The sequence below is a fragment of the Pedobacter sp. Bi27 genome (assembly GCF_918698255.1).
In the GTDB taxonomy this organism is placed as follows: domain Bacteria; phylum Bacteroidota; class Bacteroidia; order Sphingobacteriales; family Sphingobacteriaceae; genus Pedobacter.
The window spans coordinates 262,444-285,771 of sequence record NZ_CAKKMW010000005.1 but is presented as its reverse complement, the minus strand read 5'-3'; the positions used below and the strand labels follow the sequence as shown (position 1 = coordinate 285,771).

The following is a 23,328-nucleotide window of genomic DNA, read 5'->3' as shown; positions in this document are numbered from 1 at the left end:
TAGGCGAAAAACGATTTTTAATGTGTAAAATATAATTAATGCTTTTTTAAATAAATGTTTGTGTTTTTCTTTGTTTCGTGTCTTTTTACTTCAATTTTATTAGGCATCCGAGTTAATGCGTTGGTTATTGCAGAACTCTTGAAGAACCAATTGTACTTCTTGAAGAAATTGCTAATTTCCTTAATCTCTTTTGGTTTGTCTAGAAAATCACTTGATAATAATTTATTTTTAACGGCATATACAATTTCTGGAGTTTTAGTCAAAATACTTTTTACTTGAAGATTATTGCTATGTAATAGAACTAAATCTTCTCTAAGATTTGGACTGGGTTTGAATCTCTCTTCAGAAAGTTGGTGTAAAGAATATCCTGTCAAAGTGGTGATTTTTTCTAATAAATTTAAATTGTAGCCAGTTTTTGCTTTCTCAATATTCACAAGACTAGTTTTTGAAATTTCGGCTACTATTGAAAAATCTTGCAAAGAAAGTCCAATACTCGTCCTTATAAGTTTTATATTTTTACCAATGATTATTTTTCCAAGGCTCATTCGCAAATAAAATCAGTTAAATGATTTCATTTTGAACACGGAATATTTTGAATTGAAATCGTTTTTTTTTATATTTGATAATAATTGAAGCATTAATAAGAGTCTTGTGGTTCGTAATCTCACGCCGTAACACGAGACAGCAGTTTTTTAATGCCCACGTCTATAAAAGAGATGCTATATTTGCATATCTAAGTAGATGTGGGAGCTGCTGTAATTCCATGTTACGTAAGGCGTGAGAACTTTAAGAACCGTGGTGTGCAGCTCTCACATTTATTGAGAACTATACCTAACAGGACTCGTATTTCATACGAGTATGAGAAAACAGATAATCAGGCGAAATTTAAGTTTTTGCTCATCTATGATGGGCGATTCGGATATCTGTGTCTATTCCATGCTCGACTTTCAGGTGCTTCTGCACTTGGCTCTATTATCTTGTCCCTTCAACAGGCTTTATGCGCTAAAGCCGAAAAATCCCGAGTGAGAAACCGTAGCCCTGCCAACTGATATTTCAGAAACATGGTCCTTATAATGCTTTCAGTTAGCAGGGCTTGCTTTTTATTTATTATCAACCAATAATTTAATTACAGCGATTGGATCGATGCGGCATTGCTATGCCTAAAATTTTGACTGATGTGGAACGACGCGCTATGCGTATGTGCGGTTTGCTAAGTTATTCTGAATCCTTCGCTGGCTAACCAAACATGATGAAAAAAATTATACTGATCAAGGTTTTGATCTTTGCATCCCTTGTCTCTTGGGGAAAATTTCAGACTTTGACAATCAAGATAGGGGAGAAAGTGCCTGAAAATTTCTGGACGGCCACCCATAAGTATTTTATTAACGGAAGTATCCGGGAATCGGATCTATCCTCCTTTAAAGGCAAATTTATAGTGATAGATTTTTGGGGGACCTGGTGCGCGCCCTGCGTGCAATCCCTGCCGGATCAGTCCAGACTATTGGCAGATTTTAAAGGCCGGTTTGAAATCCTGCGGGTTTCAAGGGAAAGTGCTGCTGCCGTTACAGTTTTTGGGGCATCTGGTAAGAACCCTTTGGGAAAGCAGCTGACCTCCATTGTGGCTGACACCTTAATAAATGCAATGTTTCCCCATAAGGTTTTGCCGCACGCCATCTGGATTGATCAGGGCGGTACGGTGCGCAATATTACCGATGGGAACGAGGTGAATGCGGTAAACATTGACCTTGCTTTGCGAAAAATCTTCAGCGCACCCGCCGTAATTCCCATTACAGCAGATGTGCCATTATTCACGAATATTAATCCCAAGAATATGTTAGCATTCAATATGATCCTTAAAGGGGAAATCCCGGGGCTGGGCAGCGGCAATGAAAAACGTGAGAACTCTGTAAACACCGGCCTATTGATCAAAAATTCCACCCTTAAATGGGTTTACAGTTTACTTGCACAAAACCGTTATGATTGGTTCTACAGGCAGAGGATGCTGCTTGATTTTAAGGATACGGAGGCATTTGTCAATAAAAAATTGGGGAAAGAGAATCTGTGGACGGTGGATTTCTGGGTTCCCAAAGCTCAGCAGGACAATCTGTGTCAGTTGATGATGGATTTTGCCAACGGCTATTCAGGATATAAGGCAAGTGCCATAAGGATTGATGCCGAATGTTACGTACTGGCCTGCCTGGAACCGGATGCCAGTAAGTTATTGAAAACAAAGGGTGGGAAAGCTTCCAACAATGTATTCTATCCCGGTGGAAGGATGGTCAATCAGCCTATTGCTTATTTTATCGTAAAGCTATTGGGTAGGCGCTGGATGAGCTTGCCGGTTGTGGATGAGACAGATATTAGCTATAAAGTTGATATGGATGTTCCAGTGTGCGATTCTGTCGATGAACTGAACCGGTACCTGCAAAAATATGGACTAGTGCTTTCGCTTTCCTCAAGGAATATGGAGATGCTGGTCGTGGAGAGAACAAATGGTGCTAACAATTCAGATGATTAAGATGAAACAGATAATCACGATTATGTTTTTGTTGGCTACCGTTAGTGGTTTCGCGCAGAACAAGTTCAAATTGATGGTGTACGATAAAGAAACCGGAGCTGCACTTTCGAAAGCTAAAATCCTTGTTCTGGGGAACGGAACGGTCTTTTATAGTGGTGAGGACGGAAGCTTCCTGCTGCCTGAAGTTAATGGGGAGATGAAGTTGAACATCTCTTATGTAGGTTATATTGATGAACAGGTCTTGCTGACCGTTCCGCTGCCAAAAGATATCGTGGTGTATCTGAGGCAAAAAGAAAACAAGCTGGAAGATGTCGAGGTCAACACCGGTTACCAGCGGCTTCCCAAAGAGCGCTCAAATGGATCTTTTACCGTACTTGATAATAAGCTGTTGAACCAGCAGGCCGGACAGGGCATACTGACAAGGCTCGAGGCGGTCACTTCCGGACTGATTGCAGACCGGTCGACCAGTTCGACAGGCAGGCTGATGATCCGTGGGATCAGCAGTATTAGGGGACCAAAGGAGCCTTTGGTAGTTTTGGACAACTTTCCTTATGAAGGTGACATGAATAACATCAATCCAAATGATGTGGAAAGTATCACCATATTAAAAGATGCCGCCGCGGCAAGTATTTGGGGAAGCCGTGCCGGCAATGGGGTAATCGTGATCACCACCAAAACAGGGAAATACGGAGCTAAAATGACCCTTAGTACCAATGTCAATACAGCATATTCACCAAGACCGGATCTGGGTAGTCTTCCGCAGATGGGTTCTTCAGATTTTATTGATACCGAGATTTTTTTGTACGGAAAGGGTTTTTATAATTCGCAGATCAATAGCAGTACGCATCCGGCACTGACTCCATTGATCGAGCTTTTGCTGAAAAGGGATAACGGGTCTATTTCCACCGAAGCGGCGCAACAGGAAATCCTGCGCCTGAAAGGCCTGGACGTGAGGAATGATTTTAGGGATTATGTTTACCAGAACATGTACAGTAACCAGTTTGCAATGAATCTTTCAGGAGGGGGTACCGCATTTAAGTGGCTTGCCTCAGCCGGATATGACCGGAGTGTTTCGGAACTGGACGCGAAATATAATAGGTTCAGTTCGAAGGTACAGATGGATTTTAAGCCCTTAAAAAATTTGGAAGTAAGCTCTGGTTTTTTGTTCACCCAGAGCAGGTCTTTAGGCGGTAAACCGGGTTATGGAAGTATTTCTTCGGTTAACCAGTCACTATATCCCTATGCGCAGCTCGCGGACGTGAACGGATCAGCCTTGGCTGTTCCAAGAGATAAGAGGATCAGCTATCTGAACGGACTGGCGAACGGACTTTTGGGTGACTGGGCGTATTATCCCCTTGAGGAGTTTTATCATACCGAAAACAGTACAACGGTGTCCGACCTGTTGCTCAATACCGGGTTTAAATATAAATTGCCTTTAGGTTTTTCGCTTGATTTCCGTTATCAGTTTGAAAGGCAGTCCAGTGAAAACAGAAATTTCTATGACGGCCAGAGTTATTTTGCACGTAGCATGGTAAATGACTTTGCGCAGTATGTCAATGGGATAATCGTATATAAGGTTCCCAAAGGAGGGATACTTGACAACCTGAACAATGTGCTCGTGGTCAATAACTTTAGGGGCTTGCTCAAGTATGAATACCAGAAAGCAGACCATGGTGTTAGTGTTTTTGTCGGGGCCGAATCAAGGGACGCTATATCTGATGGTATAACTTCCCGGCTTTATGGTTACCGGTATGATATCCTAACCTCAGGTACAGTGGATTATACCGTGCAGTATCCCTCGCTTTCCACCGGTAACGGTTCCTTTATCCTGGATAGGAACGGAGTGGGGAATACGGTGACCAGGTTTGTTTCGGTGTTTTCCAATGCGGCCTATAGCTATAAATCAAGATATACACTTACCTTGAGCGGGCGTAGGGATGCATCAAACCTGTTCGGTCTGAACACGAACAATAAGTGGAACCCGTTATGGTCAGCAGGTCTGGGCTGGAATATAGACCGGGAGGAGTTTTTTGATGCAAAGTGGGTTTCACTGCTCAAGCTGAGGTCAACCTATGGGGTATCCGGAAATATTGATCCCTCGATGACCGCACTGACCACGATTGCATATGCCGGCACCAACCCGAATGTTTCCGAACCTTACGCAAGGTTTAACAGCTATGCAAATCCCGACCTGAAATGGGAGAGTGTTGCCATGTTCAATCTCGGACTGGATTTCGCGATATTTAACCGCAGGATTTCAGGATCCATCGAGTTCTTTCATAAGAAGGGGAAGGACCTTTTTGGCAATGCGCTGCTTGACTACACGGGTGGTGTGGGGGCAAATATCTTAAAAAATGTTGCGCAGATGAGCGGTAACGGGATAGAACTGCAGCTCAATACGGTCAATGTGGATAGGGCAATGAAGTGGACGACCAGTTTTAATTTTTCAAGGTATGCCGACAGGATCGATGAGTACTTTTTATCGAATATGCAGGGCAGTGCGTTTCTGGGCAGTGCAAACAGTCCACCGGTTTCGGGAGTGATCGGGAACCCGGTATACAGTGTTTATGCCTATAAATGGGCCGGGTTGGATCCGCTCACTGGTGATCCTATAGGGATTTTGAAAGATCAGCCGAGTAAAAACTACAATGAAATCGTCGGTTCCGGAACCCAGCTGTCTGATCTGCGGTTTTTCGGTTCAGCGATCCCGAGAATATTTGGAAGTGTGGGAAACGGCTTGCGATTTAAGGGCTTTGAGCTTAACGTGCAGATCAGTTATAAACTTGGTTACTATTTTAAACGTAATTCTATGCAATATGGTAACCTGTTTTCTACAGGGCAGGGCCATTCTGACTATGCGTTGAGGTGGATAAATCCGGGCGATGAGCTTCTTACCGATGTACCCTCGCAGATTTATCCCAATGTAAATGCAAGGGACAACTTTTACCGTAATGCAGAAGTACTGGTTTCAAGGGGAGACCACATCAGGCTGCAGTACATCAATCTGAGTTATAGCCCTGTACTGAAAAATAACAAGATTTCAAGCTTAACTGTATACGCCAATGTATCCAATCTGGGGATTTTATGGGCAGCGAACAAGCACAACATCGATCCTGACTATGAGATCGGCGTAACTGCGCTTGCCCCATCTAAGCTGTTTTCCGTTGGCCTAAGGGCCGCATTTTAAATTTAATTGGATTGAAGATGAAAAATATATGTTTAATTGCCGCAATTGTTATTGTACTGTTTGGCGGCTGTAAAAAGTTCCTTGACGAAAAATCGGACAGGAAACTGGCGGTTCCACAGAACCTTGATGATCTCCAGGCGTTACTCAACAGTGAAAACCTGATCAGCCTGGTAGACCCTTCTGCAGGGGAGATCAGCTCAGATGATTTTTACCTGACTGATGATGATTATAACGGACTTTCCCAGGACCGTGAACGGAGGCTGTACCTGTGGCAGAAAGACCATTTGTTTGCAAATGCTTCCTCGCCCAATGACTGGCAGAAGCTTTACAGTCTGGTGTATACCGCTAATACCGTTATTGAAGGCATTGGGAAAATAGAAAAGAACGGACAGAATGAGATGCGGTATAACAGTATTCTGGGGCAGGCTTATTTTCACAGGGGCCGCGCCTATTTTAGCATCCTACTGCTGTGGTCAAAGGCTTATAACCCTGTGACGGCCAGGGATGACCTTGGAATGGTGATCAGGGAATCCACTGATTTCAACCTTCCTTCTAAAAGGTCTGACGTGCAGGCTAGCTATGATTATGTGCTCTCGGACCTGAAACGTGCAGCTGCGCTGTTGCCATTAGTCTCGCCGAGCCCGGTCAGGCCGGGCAGGCAGGCAACGCTGGCTATGTTGTCGCGGGTATTCTTAAGTATGCGGATTTACAGTCAGGCATATCTTTACGCAGATTCCTGCCTGAAAATCAGTGCGAGCCTGTTTGATTATAATACGGTTAACGCTGCTAAGACGATTCCCTTTACCAGGTTTAATAGTGAGGTGCTTTTTGACTGCTATAATTCAACCCCAGCTGCATTGGCAAATACCCGGGCCAAGATCGTTCCGGAACTTTATGGCAGCTATCTGGACAATGACCTTAGGAAGACACTGTTTTTCAGGAGCAACAGTAATGGAACTTACGGCTGGAGAGGCAGTTATACCGGCTCTACAGGATTGTTTCCAGGGATTGCGGTAGATGAGGTGATTTTGAACAGGGCTGAATGCCTGGCTAGGAGCGGTAACTTTCAGGAAGCACTCGATGATCTCAACGCCTTACTCATCAAACGGTACAGGACAAATTCGTTCAGGCCGCATACTTTGGCCAATACGATGGATGTAAAAAAACTGGTGCTGGATGAGCGGAGAAAAGAACTGACCATGAGGAATATCCGCTGGTTGGATCTGAAAAGGCTTAACCTGGAAGGGGCAAACATTAACCTGAAAAGGTCTGTTGGGGGGATTGATTACATCATGAATGCAAATGACCCAAGGTATGCTTTAGAGATACCCGAGGATGTAGTGTCACTGAGTAATATTGAACAGAATCAAAGGTAAGAAAGGGCAGTGGAGATACTCCGCTGCCCTTTGAATTGATTTACTGTTCCGGTGTTCTTCCCGAAGATAAGGCAAGGATGTCCTCTGTATCTTTTCCATCCAGGAATGTTTCCAGCGCTTCTGGTGTATTTACCCCATTTGGAACTTCGATCACACATGGATAATCACCCGGCGCACATAATTCGGATGGCGTAGAAGTGTGCTCATACTTCTGGTAATCTGTGGGATCATTGTCGCCGTCTGGTTGATATGCCCAGAATGTACTGAAACGGGTAGTAAATGCACTTTGTGTAAATACAAGGCCGAACCCTAACAAAAGGGCTACAAGGCCTAAGTTGAACTTTTTTAACATGGTATTTTAGTTTAAGTTTCCCTTATCTGAAAAGGAAAATAAGTTAATTGATCTTCTCTGTGGTCGTGCGATCTTTGATTTTTGTTGCATATCGGATCTGACCGGGATCCATTGTTTTAATAACTATATGTCACCCACCTCCCGCTTTAGATGAATATATATTACAGATGCCGACAATAGCAGAAAGAATGAATTGAAGTATAAATGGGCCTTCCACCCGAGGAATTTCAGGACGCCCCCACAACTGCAGGGAACCTTATTGAAAAACCCTGATAGGATCAGGATGATATAGGCTGTAAATGCCGAGATCAGAAAAAGAGAAATTACAAGACCAGCAAGTCTTGTCTTATCGAATGTGAGCAGGGCTGCTGTTACAAGTTCTGTTATTGGAACGGCATATAATAGCATTCCGGTGAAGATTTTGCTAAAAACCTGCCTATCCAGGTCTGAATGAAATCCATTAAGATTTCCAAGCTTACTGGCTGCCGTAGTGGCCCATAACAGAATCAGCATGATATATCCAGCTGTATAGATGTTATTATATTTCTTTATGCCCATATTGTTTAATGCATCTGGTTTTAAGGGGATGCCTGGTATAAAGTTCATAAAAGCAGAATGTCAACAGGTTAGACTTAAATAGCCAAATCCGCTTGTAAGCCAAAATACCGGGTAATATTTATTACCTTTTTAAAGCTTTTGATCTTAACTGGCTCAATACTTTGGGATGTATTCCAAGAAAATTTGCAATATGTTTAAGTTCGCAGATAATAAACAGTTCAGGCCATACTGCCATAAGGATTTCTAGACGACCCCGTGCATCCTGTTGTGCAAGGGAGATCGAATGTTCCATCAACCTGCAGAAGATATCCTGGGAAATCCTGGCTTCCATCTTCGAGTATTCAGGGAACAGTTTAAAGAGGTTTGGGATATGTTTTTCCGGAAAGCCCAACAGTATCGAGTCCTCTAAAAATTCAAGGATAAGGTCTTGCTTAAAATAACCGCAGAGTAGGTTCATGTGTGGAAGGAAAGTGTTTTTCGGGTAGAATTGGACAGTTATCTCTTTTTCCTCATCGAAAAAAAAGAGCCGCACCGTTCCCAATACAATGAATACGGTTGTGCTGAAGAAAACGTCGGCGAGTTTTAGGGCATGTTTCCTTTTAAAGCTTTTCTCCTGTAAAATTTAGGTGAGGTAAGATTTTAAGCCTATCGATGGTTTTTGATAGGATTCAAGTTTTTCAAAGTAAATTTCTTTTTCCATGATCTTATGTTTTTCATAAAGAAACAATCTTTTATGATGTTGTCAAGTTGCTGTTTTAGCAACCCACAGCAACCATGGCCTGTAATTATATTTTTGGTATTTTTTGCGATCAAATGGGATAGAATAATATTGGATTGGAAAAAATTGGACAATAATGATTTGGGGATGACTGTTGTGGTACGATAGAAATCAGAAGAAAAAATATTCTGAAGCTTAGTGAAAGCTTGTTAACTGGGATGGTTACGCGGGGGAGAATAGGGTATCATGCTGGCATCGACATTATATCATAGAGCCGGTGATAATAATGTTTGGTAGATTGCCTTTATTGGGCAGGCTGGTCATGGGGGGGGATGACTTCGACTGGGTTTTGGGCTAGCAATCGGATTTGCGGTTCTCCTATGAGTTCTTTTTACAATATACAGGATAAATAACAGCCTATAATTTTTCCTGTGCCAGTACCAGCATATGGCTGATCTTTGCAACCACTTTTTCAATATCTGAAATTGAGCTTCCATAATATGCATTTTTGAAACTTTTTTCAGAGATGGACACCGTATCTGGAGTTGTGAAATGCCTTGATGCATACTGGTGGATGGTCCGAGGCTTGTCGGTGATGATTATTCCCGTTTTTACCTGTAGGTGTATAAAGATTGCCAGTTGCCTTACAGTAAAACTTACACGGTAGTTCTTTTCGATCAGTCCTCCGCTGGACAGTTCTTCTGAGAGAAAATCAAGGGAACGGATATAGTCGAGCTCGGTATTGATGAACCCGATGACCGCCTCCTTGATTCCTGACAGATCCGGCTCGTAGATCAGGCTATGGACCGGTTCTATCTGGCGGATTTTTTTTAGCAAAAAATTCAGGCAGTGGACCTGTTCCGATATGTTTTCTTTCAGTTCCATCTGTTCCCTTAAATAACTGCAGCAGAAAGTATAAAAGGCGGGATGGTTACATTGTAGCGAGATGAGCATAGCTACCGGAGTAAAGGGATCGACTACGTTTTTTCGGCTTATGATTTCAATAAACCTATGCAAGGTCTTATCTAAATAATCTATCTGAGCAAATGTAATGTTGTTATTAAATTGTATGGTGGTACCAAATATTTCATTCAAAAGGATTTCAAAGCCTGCCTCTATGCCAGAGGTTTTTAAATAATCCGTCAACTTAGCTAAACCATCATGGAGATTTATGCGTGCTGATTTCATTATGTTGGAAGTCACTTCGACGTTGTAATCAAAATATCCCGGAAACGAGTTTTTGATCTCATTCACGAGTTGGGTGAGCTGGTTTTCACAGGTTTCCAGTTGGTTGATATTCCGACAGGAAGGTGAATCCAGAATTCTGAGCAGGTCAATTTTTCTTAATATGTTTATCAGTCCTATCTGGTGCTGGATAACATAAGTCCTGGCAAATGATGGTTTATTATTTGCGGAATTGGTATGCAATGCTACCAATATCCTGGTGCATTCATTTTTAAATATTTCTTGAGTTTCAGCAACATCATGGTCAATCGGCTTACCTGTTTCGCAGTAGCTATCGACCATTTTAGATAGATTGAAAAGTTCAAAATCCATATTTTCTTGCCTTAAATAGCATAATATAGGATTGTTGCAGCGGAAAAGTCAGTTGACTGCGCAAAGTAGCGCAAAGTTGACGCCAATAATTGTTTTTCCGGCGCGAAATTGATCTGTGATATTGGGTATAGCCAATTTATAACTGTAGTAATCACTGTCCTGTTAGCGGTGAAGCATGGTTGCTGCAAGCGGCAACCAATCAGCCACTTGACGGCGCTTAAGCTTTGTCTTTCCTTTGTGGAAGATAAATACATGTTTATCCAAACAGGATAAACCTGTATGGTTTTTGTTCACTAAATCCATGATTTACCATGATCAAAGAATTTTCAAAACGCAGTCTCTCTGCTATGCTGGATGAGCTGCACCAGCTGGACCACTCCTTAAATGATCCATTGGAGAAAATGAGCAGTTCGCTTAAAGTTGTCCAAACAAATATTAAACGTTTGCAGCAGATCTGTGAGGAGCAGGGGTTTTCGTCCGATGAGGAAGAAATCTATTTTTTCAAACATATCAAGCCTGCCTTCTGCTGCCAGCAGATATTTGTGGTGGAGCGTTTTATAATGGAGCGCAATATGCCCCAAAGGGATGCCGAGGCGCAGCGATTATATTTTCTCGCTGAAGTTGCCTATGTGGAACGTTTCTTTCTCTCGCAGCCACTGGCTTATGAATACTTTTCTTTAGGGCTTACGGAGCTTGACGGACGGTATTTCCTGAGGAACGGGGATGGCGGTGGACTATTGTTCCCGGAGGGGGTAGGCCTTGATCCTGATTTTTCATCTCCTGCGGATTACCTGTTTTCTCGGTTCAGGGCATATGGTATGTTAAAAGAGTGGGTGCTGGAGAAACTGGATTGTCTGACGAGGAATCCAAATGTGGCTTATGTGATGGGAATGGAGACTGGAGAGCTAAAATGGACAGGGGATAGCGTGAACCTGGCAGAGCTGGGTTATGCAATGGCATTAAGCGGGCAGCTGAATCATGGGCAGGCCGGTATTGCGCAGGTGTTCAGGTGGCTGGAGGAAAAGCTATCGGTGAATATCGGTGTGCCGGCAAGGAGGCTGGCTTCGATCAGGAGCCGTAAAAGATTGAGCAGGACGAAGTTTCTGGATGAGCTGAAAGAGGTGCTGGAGCATAAGATGGATGAAGATGATGGGCGGTAATGATTGGTTATTAAATATTTGATGGTAACGGATTTAAAGGCTAGGGAAGCCGATCAAGAATGCGCTAAGTTACTATTGAAATAAGCCTTTGTGTTCAGTAGTTTTGAGTGCCATTTTTTTAAGGATGCCATTTCTTAGGGGATTTTGGGGAAAACCTTAGTCAATTGGCTAGCCTAATCATTGGAGATGCCCATAATATCACCCAGCTGTTGCCAGAACGTAATTTTATAAGGAGTAGGATCGGGAATTCGGCTGTATTTGGCTTTAATTCCAAGTCTTTCCGTGGCAACTATCAGCAAAGTGGTGAGTTCAGACTAAAATTTGGGCTTTTTTCCAAGCGATATGAATATAATCCCGCTGGAACCAAAAAAGAAATGCTTGATTATTTCAATGGATATACGTTAACCTATGGTTTTGGCAGTACTGGTGAATTTGGATCAGAGGTTGCAAGAGAACGGGTTCGTTTAATAAAAGGTGAGATAAGGAGCAATTATGACTTACTGGATCACCGATACGAAGTTTTTGGATTTTGTCAGTTACATGGAAGCATGAGTTCAGTTTAACGATGGAAAGATCTCGCCTGTGTTTATGCCGTCCGTTGGTGTACAGTTGGAGCCACTATTAAGTATTAGTTATTATAATATGCTATTATGATTGAGCATTTCGGTGCAGTTTATACTGCGCTAGAAACGAGGATTGGTCGTGTAATCGGGAAAAGAAAGCCTCTAGTGTTTTCAGGGCTTGATTTGAATTATGTGTTTTAACCAAGTCACAACAAATAAAGGCTAATTGGGATACTTACTTTTAAGTATTGTTATCGAACGATGGTTTCGTTTTATTTGATAACATGTTTAATAGCTTAAAATTGATTGTGAGAAATGTCAACATTATGGGGAACCGTAATTAATGTATAAATCATTTCCTTACTTTCATTCAAAATAAAGGCAGTGTAAATTTTCATTTTAAATTACTAGATTTTTAACCTAAAATAATGGCAAGTAATGCTCCCGGTCAACTGTTAGGTTTCTCGTTACAATATCCAAGGGCTCTTTGGCATCTATTGAAATGCGGTCCTGAAGATAAGGTATGTTTAGAGGTCTTTGGAGACGTTGGAATAACTAAAGAAGACCACTCAAAGATATCTGAAGAAGATAAGTCATCTCAAGTAGGAAATCCGGTTACAGACCGTTCTACGGATTTGTGGAAGACCTTCTTCAATTGGACCAATGCTGTCCTCGCTGGGGAGCTTGATGCTGAATCTACCACATTTATATTATATGCGAACAAGAAGGGGATGAAGGCGATTGTCGACACTTTCCACGCAGCAAAAGATTTCGCGACATCATCCAAGGCAGTAAAAGCCGCATGGAAGAAGTTAGGTAAGATCGACGCCAAACATGAGATTTTGCCTTATGTTACTTTTCTAAAGACTAACGAGGATAGTTTGGCAAAAATAATAAAGAACTTCGAATTTGTTACGGGCTCAGGAACGGGAGGTGTAGAAGTCAAAAAGGCAATTAAGGCCAAGCATGTCAGTGATAGTCAGGTTGAATACCTTGAGCTCAGTCTTTTAGGTTGGTTGCAGAAATTCGTAATGAACAAGCTTGTAGAAAAAAAGGATGCAGTAATCACTTGGAAGGAGTTCGATGAATATGCAAGGCAGGTATTTGAAAGCGCGAGACAACGGGAACTGATTGATTTTACTTTGATTTACCCTTTAAAGGAGCACGAAGTAGATAGCCAAAAGCTTGAGAGACCACCTTATATCTTGCAGCTAGAGGCAATAGGGGTTAATGATGATGCGATTCAGGGAGCGGTTACTGCATTTCTGAAAGCAAAAACCAACAGGTTTAACTGGATTGAGCAAGAACTGATCAATGATGTTGTAGCGCAGGATTTTGAGGATAAGCTTACTGGGTTCTGGGAGACGCAGCATGAGATGGTCGAAATTACAAATTCGGCACTAAGTGAAGAGAATAAAGGAAAATTGGTTTATCTTCAATGCAGGGCCAGGAAACAGATAATCAGAGATCAGGACCCACCTGCACTTACAGTTGAGGGTACTTATCATTTCCTGTCAAATAACCTAGCTATCGGATGGCACCCAAAATGGAAAGCCACCTTTCCAAAACCAAAAGATAAAGAATAATGAGCGAGTTATTGGAAGAGGTTCGTCTTTGGAACACCCCTGTTGTGGGCGCATATTTATTATACCGGTTTACTCAAGGATATGTTTTGCGGCATGCCATTGGTACGGCCCCCGTGGCAATACATCATTTTATTGCGATCGCGATTCTAACCAGCGATAGGCTTAAAGCACCCATCAGTAATAAAAGAGAAAATCTGCAATCATATGTTAGAAGTTTTGAGGACAGTCACAGTTCGGATATTTTATTGGGCATTCAGGAACGAGTCAAAGAAAAATTATCTTATTGCTGGACCTCAATTGATCTGGCAGTTGCCAAAGGTCTGCTTTTTTGGGATTTTGATGGGGCAAAACTCTACGTAAAGCCTGAAGAATTTGTTCCCGCCTATGGTCACGGGCCTAAACAACAATTGAAAAGGGACGGGGAGAAGGCTGAAATACTTGGACAATGGTTCGCCGAACATGATATCACTACCATTTCTTCTTATCTAAAAATAATACTCTAATGCGCTTTCAGATATTAAAATTGATTATTTGGCCAAAGCTTGAGGGCTTGTTGCCTCAGATTGTGGAATTCAAGCCTGGAAAGCTCAACGTCATTACAGGTGCTTCGAGAACTGGTAAGTCTGCGATCATTCCGATTATTGACTATTGTCTGGCTTCGAAAGATTGTTCCATTCCGATTGACACGATAAGGGATCATGCCAGCTGGTACGGGATAGTTGTTGGTACGACACTGGAACAGGTACTGATTGCACGAAGAGTACCGGTAGGAAATCTGTCATCAAACGATTTTTACCTAATGCGTGGGGCAAATCTTATCCCTCCGGTGGTAATCGTTGATGCCAACGAGAGCAGGGATGGCATAAAGCTTTTTCTTGACAGTCTGGCTGCAATACCATATCTCAACCTGCATGGAACAGATGAAAATGTTCCTTACCAATCTAGGTTAGGGTTCCGCGATTTAATGGCATTTGTTTTCCAAAGTCAGGATATAGTAGCCAATCAGAATATACTATTTTATAAAACTCATGCCCATGAGCACAGGGAAAGACTGAGAAATTGGTTTCCATTTATAATCGGGGCTGAAACTACACAAATTCTACAAGCAAGAATCCGAATTCAGGAAATTGAGAAAAGCCTTGTACGCCTTAAACGTGAGGTAGAAAGAATGGGGACAGTGTCTGCTTCCTGGGTACAGAACATGCAGGGACATCTCAGGATTGCACGGGAATATGGTTTACTGGATGATGACTATGTTGAAAGCGACAATACCGATTATCTTTTGGAATCTGCTGCTGCTTTGTTAGAAAATATTCCGGATCATTCCAAAAGCTCCCTTGTTGACATTGAAGGCTCAACGGACGAATTCAGAGCCCTGGAAATGCAGGAAGAAGAACTGAGTTTTAAAATTGCATCGGCAAAAAAACGTCTTGGTGATTTAAAAGGGCTGCAGGTAGGGCTTGTAGATTACGGGAATTCTGTTAAGCGCCGAAAAGACAGGTTGCATATTTCTCAGTGGATCCAGGATATGGGTACTCCGGCTGGTGAATGCCCGTCATGTGGGAGTAAGGAACATCCTGCTGGTGTGAAAGAACTTGAAAAAATTTCCAAAGTATTCAGGGAGTTGGAAGCAGAGTCTAAAAAGGTCGCGGAGATTCCGGGAGCATTTCCACGGGAGGAGGAGAAACTGAAAATTGATCTTGACCGGTTACTAGCGGAGAAAAAACTGCTACAGGAGCGCTTTGACCTAATCCGAGCGAATGACATCAGAGTACAGGGGGAGTTTCAGAGAAGAAAAAATATGTTCCTGTTTTTAGGTCAGCTAAAAACCAATTATGATTATTTCAAGAAGCTAGGTGATGATGGAATCTATCAGAACCAGATCAACGGCTTGCAGAAGGAACTTGACGACCTTAGGAAAATTGTAGACGCTCAGGGTGTTTCCAAAAGAATCAGTGCTGCCACCGACAGGATATCAGCCAAAATGTTAAACTATCTAAAAACACTTGACGTTGAGGATAAATATCAAGATGTTGCTCCTAAGTTTGATATTAAGGATTTGAATATCAAAGTTCTGGGAAGTACCAATGACTGGCATTATTTGGCCCAGGTGGGAAGTGCATCAAACTGGGTATCTTTTCATATTGCTTTAATGTGCGCACTTCAGGACTTTTTCAACGAACTGAAAAATTCGCCGGTTCCAGGTTTTGTCATCTTTGACCAACCCAGCCAGGTTTACTTTCCAAAATTGGCAAAAAAACCTTCCGTTGATTCCCTAGATCAGGATGTCAGTTTTACCGATGATGAGGATGCAGATGCCGTAAAGAAGATTTTCCGTACAATCGCCTCCTCTATAAACAAAGGTAATGGGAACTGGCAGGCTATTGTATTGGACCATGCAGATAATACCATTTATGGTGGAGAAGATGTTCACGAAGTTGCGGTCTGGAGGAATGGTGACAAGCTGATCCCTAAGGAATGGTATACATAGTTATTGAATGTTGGCGTGGCAAGTCCTCATCAGCTTTTAGAATTTGAAAATTTACTCACCATAATACTAACGTATGGATAGAAATTCGGCGCTCGAATTATTACGCAAATCGCTCCAAAACCCTGTTGCCGATTTCAGGGAACATCAATGGGAGGCAATCGACCTTGTGGTTAACCAAAAGAAAAAGCTACTGGTCGTAGAGCGGACCGGTTGGGGGAAAAGTTCGGTCTATTTTATCAGCACAAAGATATTAAGAGACCAGGGAAAAGGACCAACGATCATCATATCTCCATTATTGGCATTGATGCGGAATCAGATTGAGGCTGCCGGACGTTTAGGAATCCGGGCAGCAACAATAAACACCAGCAATATGGAAGATTGGGATGAGATCAAACAGGCTGTTCTCAACGACAACGTTGATGCTTTGCTTATCTCGCCGGAACGACTGGCAAATGAGCGATTTGTGTCAGGTTTTCTGGAACAGATTGCTGGGCGCATCGGTTTATTTGTAGTAGATGAAGCACATTGTATCTCCGACTGGGGGCATGATTTCAGGACCGATTACCGCAGGATCACCAATATCCTTAAAATGATGCCGGATGGTATGCCAATACTGGGGACTACAGCAACGGCAAATGACCGGGTAGTAAATGATATTGTTAGCCAATTGGGCAATGTGGAAGTCATACGCGGTCCCTTAACCCGGGAAAGCATTTCGTTACAGAATATTGTTATGCGGGATCAGTCGGAACGATTGGCATGGCTCGTTGAAAATATCCCCAATATGGAAGGTAGCGGTATAATTTATACCCAAACCATACGTGATGCGAAACTGGTAAGTGCTTATCTAAATACATTTGGGATAAATGTTGAAGCCTATTTTTCCGGCGCGGAAGGTGAGGAAGCAGATAGTAATGAATATAGGCAGCAATTGGAATCAATGTTGTCGGAAAATAGAGTCAAGGCACTTGTCTCTACATCTGCACTTGGAATGGGATATGACAAGCCTGATCTTGGGTTTGTTGTCCATTATCAGGCTCCCGGTTCAATTATAGCCTATTATCAACAGGTCGGAAGAGCAGGACGCAACATACCCAACGCCTATTGTATATTGCTTTTCGGAAGGGAAGATGAAGAAATACATGAATATTTTAGGGGATCATCATTTCCTAGCACCCATGAAGTGGCACTTATACTTGAGAACATAGGGGAGAATGGTGGAATGTCCATACCCGAATTGGCACAGAGTATTAATCTTTCAAAAGGTCAGATTGAAAAAACAATCAAATATATCAGCGTAGAAGATCCCTCGCCGATTTACAAGGAGAAGACCAGATACCTGCGCACGGCTATTGAATATAAGCTGGATGTTGAGAAGATTGAGCGGTTGATGATTCAAAAGACTGATGAATGGCTAGAGGTAAAAGATTATATAGGGTATAACGGTTGTCTGATGAACTACCTGCAGCAAATTTTAAATGATGAGGTTATTGTTCCTTGCGGTAAATGTGCGAACTGTCTTGGCGGTGCAATTTTTCCGGATGAGGCAGACCATGGGCTTATCGTAAACGCGTCAACTTTTTTAAGGCATTCCGAATTCTATGTTCCCCAAAGAAAACAGACTAATAAGGGGGCTTTGAAAGAATATGGCATCCCAACGAAAATCCCCGCAGAACTTCAATCGGAGGGAACATGGGTTCTTTCGAGATGGGGGGATGCCGGATGGGGAAAGATTGTGGCAGATGACAAACACAGGGGTTTTTTCAGGGAAGAACTCGTGAGTGCTATGGGCGAGATGATAAGGAATAAAATTGATAAGAGAAATCTTCCAACATGGGTAACCTGTGTTCCTTCAAAAAGACATCCTGAACTTGTACCAAATTTTGCAGAAAGATTAGCTAAGAGTCTTAGTTTACCTTTTATTTCCTGTGTTGAAAAGATAAAAGATACTGAACCGCAGAAAGAACAGCAAAATAGTTATTTTCAATGTGTAAATTTGGACGGTGCATTCACGGTCGATGAGGAAATTCCTGATGGGTCGGTGCTACTGTTGGATGATGCTATCGATTCAGGCTGGACGTTTACCATAATCGCGGCGCTATTGCGTCGAGCGGGTAGCGGACCTGTCTATGCGGCGGCATTAACTTCAACAGCTGTTAACTAATTGAACATGACTGAAAGAACGAAAGCGACTTTACTATTCACTGCCTACTTATCCAAAATTCTGGACAAGGTACACAAACCCCTGTCGTTAACTGAATGGAATAAATTCGTAAGATGGCAGCAAAGCAAAAACCTTAGCCCTGAAGCATTCCTGGGTAAAGATGGGGAGTCGATTCTCTCAGAGTGGAATGACCAGGGGATAAGTAGGAATAGGTTGATTGGCCTTTTGGAAAGAAAGGTTGCTCTGGGAATTGCATTGGATAAGTGGAACCGGGCTGGGGTTTGGATTATCAATAGGGGGGATCAGGAATACCCGGTGAAAATAAAGGAAACACTGCGCGCTCAGGCACCAAGTATATTTTTTGGGATTGGTGACAAGGAATTATTACAGCAGAAGTATGCTGGTGTGGTTGGGTCGAGAGATGCCGATGATCTTGATTTGGAGCGCTCCACTCTCATCGGAAGGAACGTCGTACAGCAGGAATATGGGATTGTTTCAGGGGGAGCAAAAGGCGTTGACGAAACTGCAATGATTGGGGCATTGGATGCAGGAGGACACAGTGTTGGAATTCTGACGGACTCGCTCATCAAAAAATCCACAGGTTCACAGTACCGCAAATACATCATTTCCGGACAGCTTGTATTAATTTCACCATATAATCCGGAAGCTGGTTTCAATGCCGGCAACGCCATGTCCAGAAATAAACTCATTTATAGTATGTCCGATTTTTCTGTTGTGGTAAAATCGGATGTCAAGGGAGGAACTTGGGAAGGGGCGAAGGAAAACCTAAAAAATGATTGGGTGCCTTTATGGGTTTGCGAAAGTCCGGAAAAAGGTAACAGAGAGATCATAAAGCTTGGAGGACGATTACTTACTGACATATCCGGTCTATCGGTTGAATTACTTAAAGCGCCAACTAAAGACAGTAATCAGGGAATTCTATTTGAAAAAGTCTCAGTTGACAAGTCTTCATCCGGGGATTCGCTTTTAGATATCGATCAAAAAAATATTAACTCTTCGAATCAAACTACACCCAAAGCAAATGAGGATATTGGATCTGAATTCTATCAGCTTTTTCTAAACAAATGGAATTTGGTATTTCAATCCAATCCTGTAACTAAAAGTGCCCTTTGCGCTAAGCTACTCCTTACGCAGTCACAGGTTGAAACATGGATTGAACTGGCGATAGCAGTAAAATCAGTAGTTATTCAGACAAAAAAAGGCGAAGACTTGTATTCACTCGTTATATAGTTCTTTGGTTGTATGGGCAGATATAAATTACTCGTATAAATAAGGACTAAAAGAGAAACGGCATACCTTTGGTATCCAAACCCTGAATAACTCAGGTTTCTTGCGGAAGTCTTGGCTGTCAATGATTTGTTTAAATTCTTTTATGTATTCACTGGTTGCAATATCTTTCTTTCCGGTTTCAGAATAAATGGTTTTTGATTGAAGTCCCTGGCGGTAAATATTTTGAAATAAAGATTGCGAGACAGTAGGGTTGCCAATTTGTACTGCGAGCAGAAGCATTGGTATCCTGAAGCTTCCCAGCTGCTGGGGCGTTCCCTCAAAGTCATGAAGGTCATGCTGGGGAACTCCCGCCTTAAGTATCCTGTAAATATTGGTGAATCTTTTTGCTGCACGCGGGGTAACAAGGAATCTGGCAAGACTTGTTGCAAACTCTGACTCCCACACATTTATAATCATTGCATCTTCATTCAGCTCGAATGGTAAAGGTATTGCCTCGCTGTTAGGCAAGTTTCCTGGGTTTATATAGAGATCCGGCTCTTCAATAAGAATCAACTGATCAGGGTTTTTCTTGATGTGCTCCTGGATTTTGTCAAAAAAAACGTTATTTTCTTTAATTTCAGTTTCAAGCGTTGAAGAGAGTGAGCCCTGGCTTTTTGGCAAAAGCAAACCGTTCATTAGGTGTGAAAAGCTGCCCTTGCTCATTTTTTTTAAATGGAAGGGAATCTGAAAAATTTTCTCCAAAAAGTCCTGTGGACTGGCACTGATGGCAGAACCTTGCTCATCGCTGTTTGCGCCGTTTAGATTAGAGTAGGTAGCATCCAGAGATTTTAACAGCCATCTGGGATCTACACCAACCACAACGACGAAAAGAGGATAGGCCAATAGCAAGTGGACTGCCTGCAATACCTCTACAACCTTATTTGGGGGACAACGGTCAAGGTCATCAATATACAATATGATCCGCCCCACTTTTTTGCCCCCATCCGGATCATTGGCCAGTTTGGATATTAGTAATTCGAAATCTTTTCTTATGGTTGATATCAGGCCAAGGTGCTGGGTGTATTGATCAGAAAGGGATCTGTCTGCCAGAAAATTCGCAAGACTTTTTTTCTTTCTATAGTCTATAAGATCATCTTTTGCCTGCTTGACCTGGTTGGATTGCAGTATGATCTTTCGAGCCGCGTCCTGTTCTGCTTTTTGAAATTTCTCAATCTCACTGGCCAGTTGCTCTTCCTGGGAACTTGGTTTTACCCGTTTGGATTCCAATATGGTTTCTATTCTGGATTTCGAACTGCTGATTACTGAAATACTTTGCTTAACTTTTGACAGGGCTTTTCGCAAAATTGCGGTAAAGGCAACTAAGGCAGATGTAAATGAAAACATAAAAGTGGAGATGAAAGAAACAAAATCTTTCAACTCTGCTCTGAATATAAATGACAATAAAGGAACCACTAGCAGTAGCAACAACATCAATCCAACCAATAGGTAGAATTGATTTGATCCAATGATAGAAAGCCACATAGCATTTATTCTTCCAGAGGTAGTGTTGACATCGTTCAACACGTGCTGGAGGTCTACAATTCCGTCATTTGCTTTTGGAAGGCCCATTTCAGACAGACCGCTATTCAATGCGGTTAACTCATTTTTAGCCAGCATCTTTTTGATGTCTTCAAAGCTTATTTCTGATATTCCGACTGGTCTGTTAAGCCTGATCTGTTGAAGGTTTTCAAGCTTAGCTTCTTTTTCCAGTTTGGAGACCCTCGCTTTTTCCTCATCTGATTTAGTAGTTTGCAGTGCTAGTTCAAGATCGAGTATTGTTTTATTTAACGTGGATATATGCTGCACTTCCGTTTGCTTTGGAGTGACATAATCCGAAAGATTTTCAAAGATATGGTTAACAAGACTGGCCCATAGATTTGAATCTGAATAATTCCAGGCATTAAAGTTAATCTGAACAATATCTGTGTGAAAGGGCGACTGCACGTTTTGACCATATGCGTATTCAATTTTAGAACAGGCCGATCTGAGGGACTGCATAAAGAAACTTTTTCCCGTTCCCCAGTTTCCGAAGAGGCCAATTGCTAAAGGAGGATGGATCTGTTTTGACAGCATAATGGTACTGAGGCCGATCACATCCTCTTTAATGTCAATCATATCATTTTCAATATCAATAGCATCTGAGGAATAACCTGGGACAATTGTTGCGGAACCCTGAAGACCTTGAACCAGATTTACCTCACGTTGAATTGCAGACGCGACCTCCCTTGTCTGAAGTGATTTCATTGCCATTGAAAGTGCACTAGAAACACCTTTGCTTGGAAAATTCATCAGTATTGCAGCAAATGAAACAACAGCCCTCCCGTTAATATTTTTGAGAGAAAAAATGATTTTATCCAGAAATTGTCCAGCGGTAAAAGCCTTTTTTAATGCTGGCAACGCAGATTTGAGAAATGCAGCGTTACTAAGGGTATATATTGCATCGTAAGTGACATTTGGGTCGTTTGGTGATTCTAAAATAATCGCAATGACCTGTGGTATTAAATCCGGTATCGGAACTATCCTCATAATGAAAAGTATCCGCCATCTGAGCTCATAGTTGTTTGCCTGCAGATTGTTTTTAAAAAGCTCTATCAGTTCCTTATCTTTAGGGTTTTTTATAATGCGAGCAAAGTCGCCCATTAGATTTCTAGGAGAAATTTCTATACCTTCAATTAGTTTTTGCAAGTAGGGGGCTTTTCTCTGATATAAGCCGGCTAAGATCCAGAATCGAACCTTTTCGCTTGTTCTATGATCATGAAAGTATCTGGAAATGGCTTTTTGTACTTCCTCACCATTTGGATCCGCCCAAATTAACCCGCTCATAAGCCAGGATGTGGGGTTATTTGACGAACCTTGGCTATTGGCTGGCTCAGAAGCCTGTTTGGGTAAATTACCCCAATCTCCATTTAATCTGAAAAGGATTTTATTGATAAGCTCCCTTCGTTCAGAATCCGGAATTTTTGATAACCGGTTAATTATGTTTGCTCTTTCAATGTCGCTTCCGTTTACCAATGTTCCAAAAATGTCACCTCTGTTCTCACTTGCAGGTTTGATCACCGGGCCCAGCGCAATCATTAAATCGTTCATTCCCTCAGCAAAGCTGTTTGAGAGGTCAACATATCTCAGAGTTCTGAAAATGCCTGCTCCGCGATCTAACTCAGCCTCAGTGACTTTTGAAAGCAGTACCGGAATAACATGGAGCTCGCGGTCAATAGCTTCCTGAAGCAATTTAAGTTGAGTCTCGCCCCATGAAGCTTCGCCGAGAAATACAAGTATGTGGCGCGATAACTGCAAGTGGCTAATTTCTGTTTCCTCAATATTGTCGCCAAATCCAAGATCTCTCCGCCATAAATAGGTCTGGTATCCTTGTGCATCGAGTTCCTTAACTACATTGGAAATCTCTTTTTCACGGTCATTGTATAGAATAAAAGCATCGAATTCAATCAGTTGCGACAAGTTTGCCATATTTGGGGTTGTATTTATTGTACCCCAGCTGTACTATGAATTTGAGACTTAGCAAACTTTAATAAATTGGAGCGTAGGGGCTAAATTATCAAATTTTACACAAATCCTTCACACTATTTTAAACCATTTTTCCTTAAATGATTATTGATTGATGATTTGATTTTACTCGTAATTCTGTTTTGTATTTGGTAACAGATAATTCTCATCAGAAAAACTGCGGTTTTATGGGCTGGCGGATATTTAGAATTGAGGATTGGCCCAAAGAAAAGAAATGTTTTGAGTTTTCAGCACTTCTGGGTAAAAAACGTTATCCATATAAAGTGTGTATTTTACGAAAATGGTC

Annotated in this window: 15 protein-coding genes; 10 read left to right on the top strand and 5 right to left on the bottom strand. The window is 42.0% G+C overall.

Translation table 11 applies throughout. The annotated features are described in order from the left end of the window. Positions 1–35 precede the first annotated feature (35 nt). Positions 36–545 (bottom strand): helix-turn-helix domain-containing protein, encoded by a 510-nt coding sequence (locus LQ227_RS18370; RefSeq protein ID WP_230150428.1) that lies wholly within the window; start codon positions 543–545, stop codon positions 36–38. 701 nt (positions 546–1,246) lie between these two features. Here LQ227_RS18370 and LQ227_RS18365 point away from each other — a divergent pair. The 3 genes from LQ227_RS18365 to LQ227_RS18355 are packed head-to-tail and all read left to right on the top strand — an operon-like array spanning position 1,247 to position 7,081. Beyond that, the gene (locus LQ227_RS18365; RefSeq protein ID WP_230150427.1) at positions 1,247–2,518 is read left to right on the top strand and encodes a TlpA disulfide reductase family protein; all 1,272 of its coding nucleotides are present in this window, start codon (positions 1,247–1,249) and stop codon (positions 2,516–2,518) included. Between the two features lies 1 nt (position 2,519). After that, the gene (locus tag LQ227_RS18360) at positions 2,520–5,705 is read left to right on the top strand and encodes a SusC/RagA family TonB-linked outer membrane protein (RefSeq protein WP_230150426.1); all 3,186 of its coding nucleotides are present in this window, start codon (positions 2,520–2,522) and stop codon (positions 5,703–5,705) included. A gap of 17 nt (positions 5,706–5,722) precedes the next feature. Next, complete coding sequence (locus LQ227_RS18355; protein ID WP_230150423.1) at positions 5,723–7,081, top strand: RagB/SusD family nutrient uptake outer membrane protein; 1,359 nt, start codon at positions 5,723–5,725, stop codon at positions 7,079–7,081. Between the two features lie 40 nt (positions 7,082–7,121). Here LQ227_RS18355 and LQ227_RS18350 read toward each other — a convergent pair whose 3' ends face one another. The 3 genes from LQ227_RS18350 to LQ227_RS18340 all read right to left on the bottom strand — a co-directional run bounded on the left by LQ227_RS18350 (position 7,122) and on the right by LQ227_RS18340 (position 10,266). Beyond that, positions 7,122–7,433: a hypothetical protein gene (locus tag LQ227_RS18350; RefSeq protein ID WP_230150421.1), complete on the bottom strand. Its 312-nt coding sequence runs from the start codon at positions 7,431–7,433 to the stop codon at positions 7,122–7,124. Between the two features lie 123 nt (positions 7,434–7,556). Then, positions 7,557–8,039: a MauE/DoxX family redox-associated membrane protein gene (locus LQ227_RS18345; protein ID WP_230150419.1), complete on the bottom strand. Its 483-nt coding sequence runs from the start codon at positions 8,037–8,039 to the stop codon at positions 7,557–7,559. 1,087 nt (positions 8,040–9,126) lie between these two features. After that, positions 9,127–10,266: a hypothetical protein gene (locus tag LQ227_RS18340; protein WP_230150417.1), complete on the bottom strand. Its 1,140-nt coding sequence runs from the start codon at positions 10,264–10,266 to the stop codon at positions 9,127–9,129. A 311-nt stretch (positions 10,267–10,577) separates the two neighbouring features. Between LQ227_RS18340 and LQ227_RS18335 the strand changes: the two genes are divergently transcribed. The 7 genes from LQ227_RS18335 (at position 10,578) to LQ227_RS18305 (ending at position 19,481) form a co-directional block, all read left to right on the top strand. Next, a complete protein-coding gene (locus LQ227_RS18335; protein WP_230150415.1) occupies positions 10,578–11,426 on the top strand; it encodes an RteC domain-containing protein in 849 nt (282 codons plus the stop codon). A gap of 164 nt (positions 11,427–11,590) precedes the next feature. Then, positions 11,591–11,989 carry a hypothetical protein gene (locus tag LQ227_RS18330; RefSeq protein ID WP_230150413.1) on the top strand — a complete coding sequence of 133 codons (399 nt, stop codon included), beginning with the start codon at positions 11,591–11,593 and terminating at the stop codon, positions 11,987–11,989. A gap of 428 nt (positions 11,990–12,417) precedes the next feature. After that, positions 12,418–13,575, top strand: a complete 1,158-nt coding sequence (locus LQ227_RS18325; protein WP_230150410.1) for an ABC-three component system protein — start codon at positions 12,418–12,420, stop codon at positions 13,573–13,575. Then, the gene (locus tag LQ227_RS18320) at positions 13,575–14,078 is read left to right on the top strand and encodes a three component ABC system middle component (RefSeq protein WP_230150408.1); all 504 of its coding nucleotides are present in this window, start codon (positions 13,575–13,577) and stop codon (positions 14,076–14,078) included. Before LQ227_RS18325 ends, LQ227_RS18320 begins: the two co-directional genes overlap by 1 nt. Next, positions 14,078–16,066, top strand: coding sequence for a DUF3732 domain-containing protein (locus LQ227_RS18315; protein ID WP_230150406.1), 1,989 nt, complete (start codon positions 14,078–14,080; stop codon positions 16,064–16,066). Before LQ227_RS18320 ends, LQ227_RS18315 begins: the two co-directional genes overlap by 1 nt. A 73-nt stretch (positions 16,067–16,139) precedes the next feature. Further along, on the top strand, positions 16,140–18,230 hold the full coding sequence (locus LQ227_RS18310; protein WP_230150404.1) for a RecQ family ATP-dependent DNA helicase: 2,091 nt from the start codon (positions 16,140–16,142) through the stop codon (positions 18,228–18,230). A 6-nt stretch (positions 18,231–18,236) separates the two neighbouring features. After that, positions 18,237–19,481, top strand: a complete 1,245-nt coding sequence (locus tag LQ227_RS18305; RefSeq protein ID WP_230150402.1) for a DNA-processing protein DprA — start codon at positions 18,237–18,239, stop codon at positions 19,479–19,481. A 27-nt stretch (positions 19,482–19,508) separates the two neighbouring features. On the opposite strand, the gene LQ227_RS18300 is transcribed toward LQ227_RS18305, so the two are convergent. Beyond that, positions 19,509–22,985 carry a P-loop NTPase fold protein gene (locus LQ227_RS18300; protein WP_230150400.1) on the bottom strand — a complete coding sequence of 1,159 codons (3,477 nt, stop codon included), beginning with the start codon at positions 22,983–22,985 and terminating at the stop codon, positions 19,509–19,511. Between the last annotated feature and the right edge of the window lie 343 nt (positions 22,986–23,328).

What these genes read in the sequence shown, in the direction of transcription:
- LQ227_RS18335 (WP_230150415.1), top strand. Translation starts at nt 10,578, where the DNA reads ATGATCAAAGAATTTTCAAAACGCAGTCTCTCTGCTATGCTGGATGAG.
- LQ227_RS18320 (WP_230150408.1), top strand. Translation starts at nt 13,575, where the DNA reads ATGAGCGAGTTATTGGAAGAGGTTCGTCTTTGGAACACCCCTGTTGTG.
- LQ227_RS18345 (WP_230150419.1), bottom strand. Translation starts at nt 8,039, where the DNA reads ATGAACTTTATACCAGGCATCCCCTTAAAACCAGATGCATTAAACAAT.
- LQ227_RS18360 (WP_230150426.1), top strand. Translation starts at nt 2,520, where the DNA reads ATGAAACAGATAATCACGATTATGTTTTTGTTGGCTACCGTTAGTGGT.
- LQ227_RS18340 (WP_230150417.1), bottom strand. Translation starts at nt 10,266, where the DNA reads ATGGATTTTGAACTTTTCAATCTATCTAAAATGGTCGATAGCTACTGC.
- LQ227_RS18325 (WP_230150410.1), top strand. Translation starts at nt 12,418, where the DNA reads ATGGCAAGTAATGCTCCCGGTCAACTGTTAGGTTTCTCGTTACAATAT.
- LQ227_RS18350 (WP_230150421.1), bottom strand. Translation starts at nt 7,433, where the DNA reads ATGTTAAAAAAGTTCAACTTAGGCCTTGTAGCCCTTTTGTTAGGGTTC.
- LQ227_RS18300 (WP_230150400.1), bottom strand. Translation starts at nt 22,985, where the DNA reads ATGGCAAACTTGTCGCAACTGATTGAATTCGATGCTTTTATTCTATAC.
- LQ227_RS18315 (WP_230150406.1), top strand. Translation starts at nt 14,078, where the DNA reads ATGCGCTTTCAGATATTAAAATTGATTATTTGGCCAAAGCTTGAGGGC.
- LQ227_RS18370 (WP_230150428.1), bottom strand. Translation starts at nt 545, where the DNA reads ATGAGCCTTGGAAAAATAATCATTGGTAAAAATATAAAACTTATAAGG.
- LQ227_RS18310 (WP_230150404.1), top strand. Translation starts at nt 16,140, where the DNA reads ATGGATAGAAATTCGGCGCTCGAATTATTACGCAAATCGCTCCAAAAC.
- LQ227_RS18365 (WP_230150427.1), top strand. Translation starts at nt 1,247, where the DNA reads ATGATGAAAAAAATTATACTGATCAAGGTTTTGATCTTTGCATCCCTT.
- LQ227_RS18355 (WP_230150423.1), top strand. Translation starts at nt 5,723, where the DNA reads ATGAAAAATATATGTTTAATTGCCGCAATTGTTATTGTACTGTTTGGC.
- LQ227_RS18305 (WP_230150402.1), top strand. Translation starts at nt 18,237, where the DNA reads ATGACTGAAAGAACGAAAGCGACTTTACTATTCACTGCCTACTTATCC.